10 protein-coding genes are annotated in these 15,815 nt (G+C 48.7%); 6 read left to right on the top strand and 4 right to left on the bottom strand.

Features of this window, described 5'->3' with window-relative positions; genetic code table 11:
• Nucleotides 1-143 precede the first annotated feature (143 nt).
• Entirely contained in the window at nt 144-1,082 is a 939-nt protein-coding gene (locus EL628_RS13830; RefSeq protein ID WP_126580522.1) for a TerC family protein, read from the top strand.
• A gap of 188 nt (nt 1,083-1,270) precedes the next feature.
• Here EL628_RS13830 and glgB read toward each other — a convergent pair whose 3' ends face one another.
• Entirely contained in the window at nt 1,271-3,325 is a 2,055-nt protein-coding gene (glgB, locus tag EL628_RS13825; RefSeq protein ID WP_126580521.1) for a 1,4-alpha-glucan branching protein GlgB, read from the bottom strand.
• Between the two features lie 389 nt (nt 3,326-3,714).
• Nucleotides 3,715-5,031 carry an MFS transporter gene (locus EL628_RS13820; protein WP_126580520.1) on the bottom strand — a complete coding sequence of 439 codons (1,317 nt, stop codon included), beginning with the start codon at nt 5,029-5,031 and terminating at the stop codon, nt 3,715-3,717.
• Nucleotides 5,032-5,378: 347 nt separating this feature from the next.
• Between EL628_RS13820 and EL628_RS13815 the strand changes: the two genes are divergently transcribed.
• From EL628_RS13815 to EL628_RS13800, 4 genes are all read left to right on the top strand, one after another.
• On the top strand, nt 5,379-5,777 hold the full coding sequence (locus EL628_RS13815; RefSeq protein ID WP_126580519.1) for a TraR/DksA family transcriptional regulator: 399 nt from the start codon (nt 5,379-5,381) through the stop codon (nt 5,775-5,777).
• 568 nt (nt 5,778-6,345) lie between these two features.
• Nucleotides 6,346-8,904, top strand: a complete 2,559-nt coding sequence (locus EL628_RS13810; RefSeq protein ID WP_126580518.1) for a tetratricopeptide repeat protein — start codon at nt 6,346-6,348, stop codon at nt 8,902-8,904.
• 141 nt (nt 8,905-9,045) lie between these two features.
• Nucleotides 9,046-9,645, top strand: a complete 600-nt coding sequence (gene lspA, locus EL628_RS13805; RefSeq protein WP_161975493.1) for a signal peptidase II — start codon at nt 9,046-9,048, stop codon at nt 9,643-9,645.
• The gene (locus EL628_RS13800) at nt 9,632-10,681 is read left to right on the top strand and encodes an RluA family pseudouridine synthase (protein ID WP_126580516.1); all 1,050 of its coding nucleotides are present in this window, start codon (nt 9,632-9,634) and stop codon (nt 10,679-10,681) included. The genes lspA and EL628_RS13800 overlap by 14 nt, the downstream gene beginning before the upstream one ends.
• Here EL628_RS13800 and EL628_RS29830 read toward each other — a convergent pair.
• Nucleotides 10,678-10,830 (bottom strand): hypothetical protein, encoded by a 153-nt coding sequence (locus EL628_RS29830; RefSeq protein WP_161975492.1) that lies wholly within the window; start codon nt 10,828-10,830, stop codon nt 10,678-10,680. The genes EL628_RS13800 and EL628_RS29830 overlap by 4 nt on opposite strands.
• A gap of 177 nt (nt 10,831-11,007) precedes the next feature.
• Here EL628_RS29830 and EL628_RS13795 point away from each other — a divergent pair, with 177 nt between their 5' ends.
• Nucleotides 11,008-12,372 carry a hypothetical protein gene (locus tag EL628_RS13795; RefSeq protein WP_126580515.1) on the top strand — a complete coding sequence of 455 codons (1,365 nt, stop codon included), beginning with the start codon at nt 11,008-11,010 and terminating at the stop codon, nt 12,370-12,372.
• A gap of 287 nt (nt 12,373-12,659) precedes the next feature.
• Here EL628_RS13795 and EL628_RS13790 read toward each other — a convergent pair whose 3' ends face one another.
• On the bottom strand, nt 12,660-15,731 hold the full coding sequence (locus tag EL628_RS13790; protein ID WP_126580514.1) for a Tn3 family transposase: 3,072 nt from the start codon (nt 15,729-15,731) through the stop codon (nt 12,660-12,662).
• Nucleotides 15,732-15,815 lie beyond the last annotated feature (84 nt).

The following is a 15,815-nucleotide window of genomic DNA, read 5'->3' as shown; positions in this document are numbered from 1 at the left end:
ATCAATTCATGTAGCTGCGCTATACTCAGTTCAGATGTGAGGGGATCGATTCTCTACAGTCACATACCCTCTCCCCTCACACTCATTTTTCCATCTCTTTACTTTTATTGATAGATCGGTAATTCCGGAAAGGGCCCTCCACATTGAATGGAACGCTTCTCGCCTGGATTGGTTTTAATGTGTTTGTGTTGGCGATGCTGGCGCTCGATCTGGGAGTATTCAATCGCAAGGCGCATGCGGTCTCCATCAAAGAAGCTCTCAGCTGGAGTGTTGTCTGGATCGCTCTGGCTTTGTTGTTTAATATCGGCCTCTACTTCTGGCAAGGGCCCGAGCCTGCCCTTGATTTCTTTACAGGCTATCTGATCGAAAAATCCCTTAGCGTTGACAACATTTTTATCTTTGTGCTCCTCTTTGGAGCGTTCGCAGTCCCGGCAAACTATCAGCACCGTGTTCTCTTCTGGGGCGTATTAGGTGCCTTGCTTTTGCGTGGTTCTCTGATTGCAGTAGGTGCTCTTCTTTTAGAGCAATTCCACTGGATCATCTATCTTTTTGGCGCATTCTTAATTTATACAGGCCTGAAGATGGGCTTTCAACGCGGAGATGAGAAGGTTGAGCCAGAGCAGAATCCTATCCTAAAAATGGTGCGCCGGTTCATGCCAGTAACTCAGAGCTATGAACAGGATCGCTTTTTTGTGAAGAAAGCGGGTAAGTTCTTTCTGACGCCCCTGTTTCTGGTTCTCATTGTGGTTGAGACCACTGACTTGATCTTTGCCCTCGATTCTATTCCAGCGATCTTTGCCGTGAGCAAGGACCCGTTTATTGTGTATACATCAAATGTTTTTGCAATCCTGGGCCTGCGTTCACTCTACTTTGTCTTTGCCAACATTATCCATAAATTCTACTATCTGAAGCTGGCTCTGGCCATCATCCTTACCTTTGTAGGCGTCAAGATGATCCTGTCAAGCATCTATGAGATCCCCACAGGCCTCTCATTAGGCTTTATCGCGCTGATCTTGTTAGCCTCCATCGGAGCCTCGGTACTACGCGCGCGCCGCCTTCCAGAAGCCGATCATCATTCATGATAGGCCCTCTCCCTTATTGCTCCTCCCAAAACAAATTACCCCTCAAGAGCGATTTATCGCACAAACATGTAGAGCCCATCATTCATGATGGCCGTGGTGAGCCAATTCACCATGTTGGACCCTCATAACCCACCACGGGGATACTCGACGGCTCTGGTCTCGGCCTTTACACACACGCTGTGGTGAGCTTATGTCTCGCTTCCATTAACCATCTTCGTCGTCTTGCTGTTATCAACGATCTTTGCTGGTCGTCGTTTGAGAATAATTGTGCTTAGTGGAGAGAGAGTCAGGCTGATAGATTGATTGTGTCCATGCCAGACAATGGGTTGGCTGTTCAGATCCTGTCGATTTAGCAGATCGCTACCGCCATAGCGCGTGGCATCGCTATTGAGCAGTTCATAGTAGTCGCCAGCCACGGGAACGCCGATGCGATAGTTATAGCGGGGGACTGGCGTAAAGTTACAGACAAATACCAGCGTCTCCCCTGGCTCTTCGCTCTGACGTGTAAAGGCAATGACACTGTGCTCGACATCGTTGCAATCAATCCAGGTAAAGCCTTCAGACTCATTATCGAGCGCGTTGAAGGCATTCTCCTGGCGATAGAGCAGGTTGAGATCGCGAATAAACAGGCGAAGCTGCTCATGAAGAGGATTACTGGGAGGCTGGAGGAGATGCCAGTCCAGGCTCTCTGTAAAGTTCCACTCGCTCCATTGGCCGAACTCACCCCCCATAAACAGAAGCTTCTTCCCGGGATGGCCCCACATATAGCCGAAGAAAGCGCGAATGTTCGCAAAGCGCTGCCAGAGATCGCCCGGCATCTTATTGATGAGCGAGCCCTTGATATGAACCACCTCATCATGCGAGAGCGGCAGCACAAAATTTTCTGAAAATGCGTACATGAGCGAGAACGTAATATTATTCTGATGATAGCGGCGCATAATAGGATCGAGATGCATATAACTGAGCATATCATGCATCCAGCCCATATTCCACTTAAACGTAAAGCCCAGCCCACCTACATAGGTGGGACGAGAGACAAGTGGCCATGCACTCGATTCTTCAGCAATCGTTACAGCGCCTGGTACCTCGGCATAGACCGCTTCATTGAATTGGCGCAGAAAATCCACCGCCTCCAGATGTTCGCGTCCCCCATACTGGTTTTTTACCTGCTCATGCGGCTCGCGCAGATAGTCCAGATAGAGCATAGAAGCCACCGCATCGACGCGTATCCCATCAATATGATATTCGCGGAGCCAGAAGAGCGCACTGGAGATTAAGAAATTCTTGACTTCATTGCGACCATAGTCAAAGACATAGGTCCCCCATTGTTTATGTTCGCCTTTGCGCCAATCAGAGTATTCATAGAGGGGTCCGCCATCATAATGTGCCAGGGCATGAGCATCCTTAGGAAAGTGAGCAGGCACCCAGTCGAGAATCACCCCAATCTCATTCTGGTGCATCGTATCAATAAAATATTGAAAGTCCTCAGGCGTTCCAAAACGGCTGGTAGGTGCAAAATAGCCAGTGACCTGATACCCCCAGGAGCCATCATAGGGATATTCTGTAATCGGCATCAGTTCGATATGTGTAAAGCCCATCTCCTTCACATAAGTAGATAAAGCATCTGCCAATTCGCGATACGTCATAAAACGATCTTCTTCGGCTGCCCCAGGTTGATGTCGCTCGGGGACCTGGCGCCAGGAACCAAGATGAACCTCATAAATAGAGATTGGCGAGTTTAACTTCTGCCGTTCTGCACGCTGTTGAATCCATTCTGTATCTTGCCACTGATACTGAGTAATATCTGCAACAATACTGGCCGTGTTGGGTCGGAGCTCACAAGCAAAGGCATAAGGATCAATCTTATCTGCGCTATAGCGATTGGCCTGTGAGTAAAGAGAGAACTTATAGAGCGCCCCCACCTCTATACCAGGAATAAAGCCCTCCCAGATTCCGAGATCGGCGTGGCGCAATTGAAGTGGATTGGCCGATCGATTCCACTGATTAAAATCACCAATCACAGAGACCGCCAGTGCTCGAGGTGCCCAGACAGCAAAATGAACGCCCATCTGTCCATTGAGTGTTCGTGGATGGGCCCCCATCTTCTCATAGAGATGATAATGTTTCCCCTGACCAAAGAGGTGGAGATCAAAATCGCTAAAGAGAGAAACCTGTTGTGTTTCGCGCTGAGTCGTAGCATGATTTTTGCCACCAGAGCCAGGTGGAAGTTGAGATGCAGACATCCTTCTATCCTTCTGTTCTAATCTATCATTCGCCTATGCATTTTCAGCATAGCACATTGAGCAAGGTTGGCAGGGCGCAATCTAGCGTGCCTTCCAGTCCGAAGCAGCCCATCGAAGGCACCAGCAGAGGGATGCAGATACTAGTAGAGGTATCATATGCCGATCTGCATAGATCTGGCAAGGAAGCCATTGCCAATAGTAAGGATGGGCAGATACGGATATAGGGCCATAGCTATCTACCTATTAAGGCTAATCACCCTCATAATTCATATAGCCATAAAATATAACGAGACAAGAATGAAAAATAAGTATACATATAAAAATAGACGTAGAAAGGTCCGGAGTGTTCATGCAGCGACCACTGCATGAACACTCCGGACCTTTCTTTTTCACTCATCCAGGCGAATATGACTCAGCGTTACGAGAGCATAGACTCCACCCAGGATGATCATAAGAGCACCCCCACTGAAGATCGTATCAATCGTCCCGAAATTACTCCCCAATACAGATGTATGAAAGCTAAACTGACTGGCAAGGAAGCCTGCCAACAAAGTTGAAACTAACGCGGCTAAGGTCTGAGTGGGATTAATGACGGATAGAACACGCCCAAGCATCTCTCTTGGTGTGGCATGGAGTAGTAATGGAAAGAAAGCTGTATTAAGGGCTGCGATAGGAATACCCACTATAGTGAAGATCATCAATGCAGGAATAAAGCTCGTCATTCGTGAATAGGCAAATATCAGTAATCCAGCCATCACAAGACAGCCCCAGAAGGTGCGAACAACCTCCAGACGTTGTGTAAAAAAAGTTGAGATGACCGCCCCAAGAATTGAGCCAGCCCCAAAGCCCATCCCTATCAAGCCATAGAGACTGCTATCTACATGAAGGTTCCGGGTCACAAAAAAGACATCCAGCACATTCATCATCCCGGTTCCAAGCGTCACAATCGTAATACAGATTAATAAGGTCATTAAGATCTGACTATGACCAAAGAATGTCAGGCCAGCTCGCAACTCACTCCAGAAACTCAACTGACCATGATCCTTCTGTCCCTCTGGTTCAACGATTTTGTGAGAGCGTACCATCAAGATAGCAAAAAATGAGACCACAAATGAGAGCGCATTAATCAGGAGTGCCCACTCTACTCCAACCACAAACAGGAGTGGAGCTGCTAAGGGAGGGCCAATAATAATTGCCAGATTCTGGGAGACCTGAGCCAGTCCTCCAGCTCGTGCCTGATCTTTTGCCTCAACTGTATCTCTAATCAAGGTAGTTCGCGCTGGAGCAAAAAATTGAGAACAGGTCGCATTGAGTGCAACCATCGCATAGATCATAGTCAATGTTGCACTCGGAGAGATGTGTAATGGGAGTGGGAGAGCCGCTACAAACAAGAGGAGAACAAACAGAGCTCGACTAAAATCCATCAGGAGCATAGTGCGGCGTTTGTCCCAGCGGTCGGTAAACACACCCGCAAGTGGGCCAATCAGAAGTGTAGGGAGTGCTGCGGATAACATTACTCCACTGATTGCCAGTGGAGCCCAGCTCTGATGTGCAGCAATCTTTGTGGAGACCCAGAGCACCAGCGTTGTGTCAAAGACCATATCGCCCAGATTTGAGATCGCCTGACCACTCCAGAGAAAAGCATAATTACGATTAATGAGCCACGCCTTTTTCGGTGACTCTGCGTGAAGAGGAGATGAATCCATACAAACTCCTGTAAAATCTAATAAGCTAAAGTACAGTAAAATATTCAAATAACATGCTAAATCTTACAATATTGCACTCTGTCTGTCTATATATAATTAAACTGCCTCTATTTAATTTTTCTCCTGTTACTCGTACCATGCCATCGACCGGAAAATAATACGACTGCCGAGAGGCTCTTTTGAGACTAAAAAAGGATGGCCTGCGTGTATCTGTTACAGGCTCATATATCTCAAATGTAGCCCTCTTATTTTGTGGTATCTTGTTGCATATCGAGCAAGCGTATGTCGAAGGCTCTATTTCTGAGGGTCACTCAGGATGGATCAGAATGGAAAGGATCATTAGTGCTATGACACTGAACATACAAGAGCAAAAGAAAAAGTTAGAGCAGCGCAGAGCTGAAATACAGAATAATGCGGCAAGTCTGACCGAAGCCTATCCCACGCCAGTGAGCACCGAAGAGATCAGTGAGGGGTCGCAGGAGTTTGAAGAGATCGCTGTTGATTTTCTTGAGACGCAGCAAGAGCAGTCTCTTCTGGTGAATGATCAAGCCCTTTTAAGTGAGATCAATACAGCATTGAAGCGTATCGAAGATGGCACCTATGGGAAGTGTATTGAGTGTGGGAAGGTCATTCCAGAAAAACGCCTTGAAGCACTTCCATGGGCGTTGAGGTGCATAGAGGACGAGGAGAAATTAGAGAAAGTAAATCTAGGGCAACAAGAGCTTTATGATAGCGATATCAACTAAGGCTGGAACAGAGAAGGACGGCACACTACTCTAATGGGGGTGTGCCGTCCTTCTCTGTTCCGACAGTATCTTAATGATGGAGTAGCTCTGTTTCGTCTTGCAGAGGAGAGCCATCATTTTCCACAAGGGGAACAGAAATGGTTTTTTTAATGCTCTCCTTTTCGTCGGTACAGTGAATCCTCACTACATCCCTACGTTCAGGATAACCTTTAAGACTATGAATGTAGAGAAGACGGTTCAAGCCAATCCAAAGAATAAGTCCATAGAGGATACTATAGCAGACAAAAATAGACATGTTTGGAAGAGAGATTGCCAGCAAGCAAGTTGCAAGAAAAAAGGAGACAAAAACTTTTAAGAAGGCATACTTCACGAACGTTACTCCTTTATGAGGAACCACCTCAGAAGAATCCTTTACTTGCAGAACAGTATGGCATAGCTTTCCCTATAAATAAATACCAGTAATATAACACTTTCTTAACAGTTTCTTGTATGGTATTATTTTTGCGGTACTTTTTTCTTAAAACGAGGTATTTGCAGAATCTTGGAAAGTGATGGAAGGTCAGAGCGTATGAGTGAAAAATCAGAGCCCAATGAGCGGTTACAGAAAGCCCGCTTTCAGCACAAATGGACTCAGGCCGAGGTTGCAGAACAGCTCCAGGTCAGCCCGATTACAGTCAATCGATGGGAGCAAGGTGTGACTCAACCATCGCTTTTTTATCAAAGAGCATTATGTGAGCTATTTGGAATGACCGACGAAGAATTAGGTTTTACGAGGAAGAAGCGCCAAAGTGCCTCATCCGGTCAGAGGCGGAGCACCCCTCCACTTCTCCCCATGAGTAACTTTACTGTCCCTCTCATCCGCGCGGATTTAGTTGGGCGTGAGCAATTAATCCAGCGTATTGTAGATCAAGTGGTTATATACAAAGGAGCCTTCGCTCTTAGCGGTTTGCCGGGAGTGGGTAAGACCGCCCTTGCAGCAGCGATTGGGCAGCAGAATCAGATTCAACAATATTTTCACCAGGGAATCTTCTGGATTAGTCTTGGCGAGCGCCCCCATCTCTTCTCTATTTTAAAACAGCTTGCCTTAAAATTGGGCCTCTCTCCTGCCGCCATCGAGCAATATAACGATCTGGCCGGACTAAGCACAACGCTCCATGATTTAATTGGAGAGAGCCGCATGCTCTTTCTGATTGATGATGCATGGCAGATTGCAGATGCACTGAGCTTTCGCCTTGGAGGGCCACAATGCTGTTATCTCATCACTACCCGCTTTCCCGCACTGGCCCATGCATTTGCTCATGAACATGTTGTGCCTGTGCATGAGCTGCCTTTAGAAGAATCGCTGGCTTTTCTCTATTACCTTGCTCCTTTGCTGACGGAAGAACATAGAATAGCCATCGAGGAGATTATTCAAAGTGTTGGCGGTCTACCACTGGCGCTGCAATTAATCGGCCACTATCTGGACATTCAAGCACGAAGCGGCCAGCCCCGCAGAGTTTTTACAGCCCTCCAGACGTTACGGCAAAATATCGAAGAGCGGCTTCGTTTAACCGAACCATGTGTCCCATGGGAACAGGGATTAAGCAGACCATTTGGCTCTAGCATCTCACTACAGACCACCATTGAAATTAGCGATCAGGCTCTTCCCCCAAAAGTACGGGAAGCCCTGAGAGCCCTCTCAGTTCTTCCAGCGAAGCCAGCTCATTTCGCCGAAGAGATTGCATTGGCCGTGATTCATGAACCGTTCGCAGTGTTAGATCGTCTCGTCGATAGTGGGCTCCTGGAAAGTTATCTCCCTGGCCGTTATCAAATTCATCAGACGATAGCAGACTATGCCACCCTTGCCCGTAAAGACAATAAAAAAGATATCAGAATTGAAAAGCGCCTGGTTATCTGTGTTATCGAATATATTCATGCGCATAAAGCTGATGAACATGTATTAGAACAGGATATTGAGACGATCCTGGCAGCGTTTGAGGCGGCCTATGCAAAAGATATGAATGAAGAGCTGCTCAAAGGAGTATTGGGCATCGCCACCTTCTTTATTGATCAATGTTACTATGATCTGGTTGATATCTGGTTCCCACGTGCGCTCCAGGCAGCTCAAAAGCTTGGAGATCAAGAGGGTCTGGCAATGATGTATCTAAAAATAGGCATCAGTGCCGAGAGGAGAAGCCACTTTCCAGATGCTGAACAGATGTATCTACAAGGCGTTGCTATAGCAGAGCGGGCCCAACTTCCACTCTTAGCCCAATTATTGGTTAGAGCATCTGGTATTGTTGGCGATATGGGGGAGTACGTTCGCAGCCTGACCTATTTGGAACGGGGTGTACAGAAGGCTCAGGAGATTAATGATCAAGAGACGCTCTGCATGGCTTTGCTCTATCAAGGTGAGACCGCAGACAATATGGGTGATTATGAGCAGGCAAGTCTGCTCTATCAACAAGGGCTTGAAATCTCTCTTCAATCAGAGAACTGGTGGTATGCCGGGGCGTTCTTACAGGATATGGGGGTTCAGGCTGTCCGTCGTGGAGAGTATGACCAGGCTAATACCTATTATCAACAAGGCCTGGAGTACGCTCAGCGCTTCCAGCATCTCCAGAGGCAGGCTGCGCTATTAATGAATATAGGTATGGTTGCTATTCACCGACAGCGATACGATGAGGCACGCAAGCGATCACATGAAAGCCTCGCTATCGCACGTAAATTACACCATCGCTTACGTATTAGTTCAGTGCTCCAGAACCTGGGAATGATTGAGCGTATCGAAGGCAATTATGACCAGGCAGAACGTTATTTGCAGGAATCTCTTCATCTAGCTCAAGCTATGAATCAACACTGGTTAATTAATGAGACACGTGGCGAACTGGGTCTATTGGCTTTACAGCAAGGAAAACCACATGAAGCCCGCTTACTGTTTCATCAGATGTTGATTGAGGCTCAAAAGATGCAGGGATTACAGCTTGTCGCTCAGGCTTATTTTGGTCTTGCACAGTCGGCTGCTGCAATGGGAGAGAGTATAGAGGCAAAGTCCTCAGGTCATCAGAGCCTGGAACTTTTTCAACAACTAAAAGATGCTCAGCAATATCAGGTCAAAACCTGGCTAGAACAGCTCCGACCTTTGTAGAGATTCAGAGTAGAGATTCAGATCAACGTGAGATCCTTTGAGACTTCCCATAGTCATTGAAAGAGAATTCAACAACGAGCCCCATCTGTGGTACAATATAGCAGCTAATTGATAGTCCATGAAAGAAGGAACAGAAACATCGTGCTAGCTAAACGAGCCCGTCTTTATGATGCCCTGGCCCTGTTGACAGTCATTGTCGTTATTGCCCTTGACCAATGGACAAAGACTCTTGTTGTCAACACTATACCCTTATATAGTGAGGCACCCTTTCCCATTCTGGGCCGCTATCTTGTCTTTGAGCATATTTTGAATAACGGGGCGGCGTTTAGTATGTTCCAGGGCAACCTTTTCCTGATTGTTTTTATTCTACTAGCGATTGGCGTCGTGGCGTATCTCTATGGGCGCATCCTTAATACAGGCCCGCTGCTGTACAAAGTGGTATTTGGCCTGATTATCGGTGGGGCAGTAGGAAATATTGTAGATCGCTTGTTCCGTGGTGGGGCCGTGGTCGATTTCATCTCATTCCGTATTCCAGAGATGAACTTTTATTTCGCTATTTTCAACGTCGCCGATGCCTTTATCTCGATTGGTGTCGCCCTCCTTTTTATGCTGGTCCTCTTTGGAGGTGGTTTACAGCAGAAGTCAGCGTCAACAAAAGATGAGAGCATTCAACCAATCTCAACAGCTTCCGCTCACACGAGTGGTCCATTACAATCTACGGAGCAAGATGCAAAATCCTAAGCAATCAACCCCAACAGTATTAGATCCCCGTCAGGCAGAGATCGGACAGACCTGGACGATCGAGTCTGAGCAGGCAGGTCAGCGCCTCGACCGCTTTTTGACAACGCTGATCGATGGAGTATCGCGAACGGGTATTCAACAGCTTATCACCGAAGGTTCCGTCCTGGTTAATGAGAAGAAGAGTAAGCCAGGCTACGCTCTCCGTGTGAACGATAGTGTTCATCTTCTCACCATCATTGCGGCCCCGGTGCCTCGCGAGATCAAGCCGTTAGATCTCACCCTCGATATTGTGTATGAAGATACCGACCTTTTAATTGTAAACAAACCAGCTGGACTCGTCGTCCATCCAGCACCTGGTCACTATGATGATACGCTGGTGAATGCGCTGGTCGCACATTATCCCGAGCTGCAATCTGCACTGAAGTCAGAGATCGGCCCTGAGGCTGAGATAAAAGCAGAGATCCCTGGTGAGAGCGACGAGATGCAGGGAGAGGAAGGGTTGCGGCCAGGCATTGTCCATCGCCTCGATCGTGATACCTCTGGCCTGATCATAGTGGCAAAGAATCTCGCCACCCAGACCGCTCTGATTGAGCAGATGAAACGCCATGAGATTGAGAAGCGCTATCTGGCTCTGGTAGAGGGCATTGTTTCGCTTGATCGTGGTAGTATCGATGCTCCGATTGGACGCGATCAGCGCCATCGCCAGCAGATGACGATTACCGTCACCGAAGGGCGCGAAGCACGAACCCATTTTCGTGTCGTCGAGCGTTTTACGCGACATACGCTGTTATTGCTCCAACTGGAGACGGGGCGAACACACCAGATCCGTGTTCATCTCAAGGCAATCAATCATCCTATTGTAGGCGATCCTATGTATGGCTCTGGTCGCATGCAGCCCGACATTGAGCTCCATCGTCAATTTCTGCATGCCTATCAACTCCGCTTCACTCATCCAATAAGCGGTAAGCTCATTGATGTTGAGGCACCAGTTCCTGCCGACCTCCAGGCAGTGATTGATAAAAAAGAAGTACTCTAGCCTTTTTTATCCTTCCAGCTGCTGACCAATAGAAGAACCTCTTGCAGATACCGAATGCGGAAAGGCTGACCACTGATGAATGGATGCAGCCTCGATCCCATCACGCGGACGGTGTCTGCTCCATATTTTTTGCGCTCCTCTTCTGTCATGCAGCATCTCGTCTCAGCATGGTACATGAATACGCTCGCTCTCGCGGCGTCACTTGGATAAAGTCTCGCTAAGGTTATGCGATAAATCATTGTTTCTCTCGTTCAGTAATATGCTCGTGTTTATTCACATGAGCATGAATCGTTTTTGTCTGTATAATGATTCGGAGGAACGTGAGTATGATCCAGATCGACAATCTCCATGCAGGTCTCTATCCAAAAGCGTATCAACTATTGGCTCAAGCCGTTCAGAGTACCGGTGCGGGGAAGGCATTCTGGGCGTTGTGTGAGCAGAGCCCCAATACTCATCTCATTTTCGAGGATGTTCAACTCGCTGAGAAAGAATTTGCATTTACCCGCTTCGAAATTGGCAACAAGCATTTGCATGCACTCGATTCCGATCCAGAGGTGGACTTTCTTACGCAACAACTTCGCACTGCGGTTCTCAATGTTCGTATTGGTTTCAATCCTACCTGGGCAGGAGCTCATAATCTGGGCTTTGCTTTAGAAACAATGGTGCATGAGTTCGCGCTCCATGCCGCCGATTATGGGCATTTGATCAAGGCGTTGCGCGATCCACAATTGAGCGAGATGGAGCTGAATAAATTCTATCGTGTGCTGGGCGGACCTCTGGGCCTTTTGACGAAAGATGCTGGTCACTTCTTTATCGCGTCTGTCACGAGCAAGCGCTTTCTCGTGCTTGCGGACTACTTGAAGAAAAACTTAGCCTCTCCTGACGCTCAGAGTTTTCAGAAAGAGATCGAGGAGGATAGTAGTCGTCAGTTGCGACAAGAGTTTGACGGCAACCTTGAAACGTTCAGGGCAATCTATGCTCGCCTCGCGGCCAGTACCTTCTCCTATCCTGGCGCTTCTCTTGCTCCTGCGGTTGATGATGCTCACTTTGCTAGCACCCCATTTCCTGAGCAGCTTGCGCAGCTTATTAAAAGTGCATCGGGTACTTCTCTGGCTCAACAGCCTGCACAGCCAGGAAAAAAGACGGTGAGTAGTTCTCCGAAAACCCCAGCACCTGCCAATACTACAACAAGTACTTCTTTATCAGCATCACTCAATAGAAGCACATCCTCGATTCCTCCGCAGGCTGCTGGAAGTCTGGTGAGTAGTGAAGTTATTGGTGTTTTCTGGGATGTGGTACAGCGTAATTTCTATCTACAGGATCTGATCCAGGCCCAGCACATCCAGGTCGTCGCAGGTGGACGTCAGGAGGTGTTAGATACTGATACCCCTCAACATATGTCTGCGCAAGAGTTGCGCACTGCATATTGGCAATTGTGCCAGATCGAGCAGCAACAGGTAAGGTGGCTCAATCAAATTCTGCAGTTAGTGCAGGATGACACGGTTCTTCAGGTTATGATTGACCAGCAAAAATTCTTTATGAAAGGCAGAACTGAACCCGTGAGTATGAAGGACATTTGTTATGCTTCCCCTGCCACGCTGCAAGTAATCCTGTCAGCATTGCAAGAGCTTCACCATATACAACCAGGCGCTCGTCGCCAGCCACCCAACGAAAATTGCATTGTTTCCTGAAAACGATTTATTCCCTAAGGATCTCAACTACAAGAGATCAAAGAAGCATGGGGAAAAGGGGTCTCAGTCATACTGTTTCTCCTTAACGGCCCTTGAGTATGAATGGAACGAAAAACAACGCTAAGGAAATTGAACTGGGTAATATACACGATCTTTAACCATCATCGTCATTGTAGAGAAACCAGTAGCCCATATGCGACATGGGGGGATAATCATATGGGGTCTCCTGCCGAGGGAAAGAAATTGGCAGAAGACCCTCAACCATCATCATGAAAGATGAGAAGAGATTACGCTGTCGCCTCGTCTTGAGAAGTCTCTTCTGACTCCTTCTGCTCCGGTTGCCTCTCCTCTTGTACTGTTTCTTCTAGCTCACGTAAGGGATGGAAGGCCCCTTGGCGAACCTCTTCGGAAAGAGAAAACGTATATCGACCGAGCAGATTCACATGATCGTATCCAAGGGGTGAGAGGCGCTCAACATCCTCTGATAGAACGGCCATTCCTCTCTCACGCATATCTTCTACCGCTCTATTCATGTATAACGTGTTCCACAGAACGATAGCATTGACCACCAAGCCCAGCGCTCCAAGCTGCTCTTCCTGTCCCTCTCGATAACGTTGACGGACCTCACCCTTTTGTCCGAAAAAGGTGGCCCGCGCCAGACTATGACGACTTTCCCCTTTATTGAGTTGAATGAGAATACGGCGGCGATAGGCTTCATCAGAAATATAGGAAAGTAAGAAAAGTGTCTTGGCAATACGGCCAAGTTCTCCAATGGCTCGTCCCAGCGTGGAAGGACGCCCTCCTCCTTGAAGAGCGCGAAGTAAGTCAGTCACATTGACGGTTCCCATTTTCAGAGAGCCTGCGACCCGTAAGAGATCCTCCCAATTGTCCTCAATCAGATCGGTATCGATAGTATGACGTGCTAGATCATTGAGCACCCCGTAGTGAGCTGCTTTGTCTATCCGCCAGAAGCGTGTCGAGCCGATATCAGCCAAGCGTGGGCTGAACTGATAGCCCAACAGGTGAAAGAGACCAAAGATGATGTCGGCATAGGATGCCGTATCGGTCATCAGTTCTTTGGGACGGAGCCCTGTTTCCTGATTGAGCAGCCCTTCTAAAACTGCAAGAGAGTCGCGAAGAGTGCCGGTCACAACAATATTTTTAAAACCGCTAAACTGATCACTGGTATAGTTAATCAAAGTAATACCGCGCCCGGTTCCAAAGTACTTGGGATTGGGTCCAGCATTCAAGGTCCTCAGAGGAACGAGAAAGCGAAGTCCATCAGCGCTCGCTACCTCGCCACCTCCCCACGCCTGTGCCAGCGGAATCTGAGCTTGGTAATCCACCAGACGGGCATTGGCACGGGAAAGTGTCTCTGGTCGGATATAATTTTGTTGAACATAGGAGAGTCGATCCCGCTCTAAAGCCGGTATTCCTTTGCGCACTAATGGAGTCAGCCCGATATTACATGCCTGGGCAATGAGGACGGCGCAGATGGAGGTGGGTAGGTCATCAACGCGCGACCCTCCTTCGCTGATATGGGAGAATTCCGAGGCAAAGCCTGTGCGTGCCTGAATCTCCAGTAAGAGTTCCGGGAGATCCACTGTTGGTAATCGTCGCGCGATCCGGTGACGAAGCAGGTGTAAACTGTCTGGTTCCTCTACTTTCTCCAGGCCAGTGAGAACTAAGGTATCTTGTTCCTGCCCCGCTTTGTTTTTCACCTTCTCAATTCGAGCTGCCGGGTTGGTGGGAAAGCATCCTGCGACCCGCCTATACGCCTCGTCTAAGCGGCGAGAAAGTTCCTCTCTTTCCAATTTTGGTTCCGCCTTTCGCCCTAATGATTGGCAGAGAGTGGGCCGAGCACTTTCCCAGGCAGCTCCTGTCAATAATTTGGCACGAGGATCACCCCAACGCGTGCTCTGAATCACAAAAACATCATGGCGGCGCATCGCCTCTTGCAAACGGGCCATCACACAGAGGGTATAGTACCGACGATCAACGGACTGACCTACAGGGGCAACATAGCGTTTCCAACTGACAGGAACGACCTCCATAGGGGCTGCTGAAAGGTCCGGATGTTTGCGTCCTTCCAGATCTCGCAGAAAGTTCATGGCATCGAGCACCGGCTTTCCCGCTTCATTACTGGACCAGGAGATTGTTCGCAGAAGAGAAGGAAGAAACCGGCGGACCGTGGGATAGCGCTCTACCACTTCTTGATGATAGTTGTCGTCAGGAGGGCGTGCAATGTCATAAATCGTGGCGACAGCCTCAGCGATTTTCACCTGCTTCTCATTCAAAAACGTGCGCACCTGTTCATCAGACCAATCAGGTGTGATCACTTTTTCGGTTTGCTCTGCCAAGTAGAGTGCAGCCTGGTCAAGATCGCGCAACGTGCGTAAGCGTTCCTTGCGGCCAGTGCGCACCGAGCGGGCAAGCAGATCCCGCATCAGCATATCCAGGACATCAAGAGCGTCATCCTGAGCGGTCATGGTCAGTGTGTGCACTAAAGAGACCAGAGTAGCCGTGCGGCGATCAGGTGTCAAGTTCGCAATATTTTGAGCCTTCGTTGTCACCGCATAGTGGGCCAAGGCTTTGATGCGTGAGGCTGGTACGTTCGCCAGATCGAGGGTGTTCGTGCCAAGGTGGCGTACCTCGCTCAGGCGGGCCAGGGCAGCTACGAGGACCGGTGCGCTGGCTCTGGTGGGAGCACGACGCAAGCGCTCAAGATTGGTGATCCGAGACGTGCCTGCACGTGCGAGCAGGCCATCCAGATCGGTTTGTTGTTCGGGGGTGATACTCTGACTCAGGCGCTGCCACAAACGCTCTGCGACCCGCTCACGAACAGCAGAGATCAGACGGGTGAGCGTGGTGACGCCGGGCAGCAAAACTTTCTTATCGAGCAGCCAAGCAGTTGCGAGATCAAAGAGAACACTGGGACGCTCGGTTCCTATCCAGGCCCGTGCATAGAGGAAACGCGTGAGGGCAAATCCCCCAAGAGGCGAGGACCATTCTGTATAGTCGTATCTCTTGCGTATTTCCTGGGCATGATCCTGATGGGTCTGAACACGTTCGGCATAGTGCGTAATGCATCCTGGATCGGCAATGGTTAGTTGTTCTGCCACATAGCGAATCACCCCAATGGGAATATTGATCGGGTCGCTGAGAAACGTTCCGAGAAAGCGGACCGTTCCAATTTGCACGCCAAAGCCGAGGCGATTGTGGTCTCCTCGCCGCTCTCGAATGAGCTTCCGGTCCTCATCATCCAGGTGAAAATACCGGGCAAGTTGTTCAGGGGATGGTTCACCAACGTAGCGTCCATAGCGTTGTTCTTGGACTTCGGTAAGATACTCAACAGGCATAGGGGAATCTTTCCTTTGCAGGTATGATTTCACGCCTCTCCACGAGTTGGATCAGCCGCCAGACAAACGTCCCAGGCATTTCAC

This window comes from Tengunoibacter tsumagoiensis, from assembly GCF_003967535.1.
Lineage (GTDB): Bacteria > Chloroflexota > Ktedonobacteria > Ktedonobacterales > Ktedonobacteraceae > Tengunoibacter > Tengunoibacter tsumagoiensis.
The sequence above is the reverse complement of the archived record's forward strand: the minus strand, read 5'-3'. Positions and strand labels throughout refer to the sequence as shown.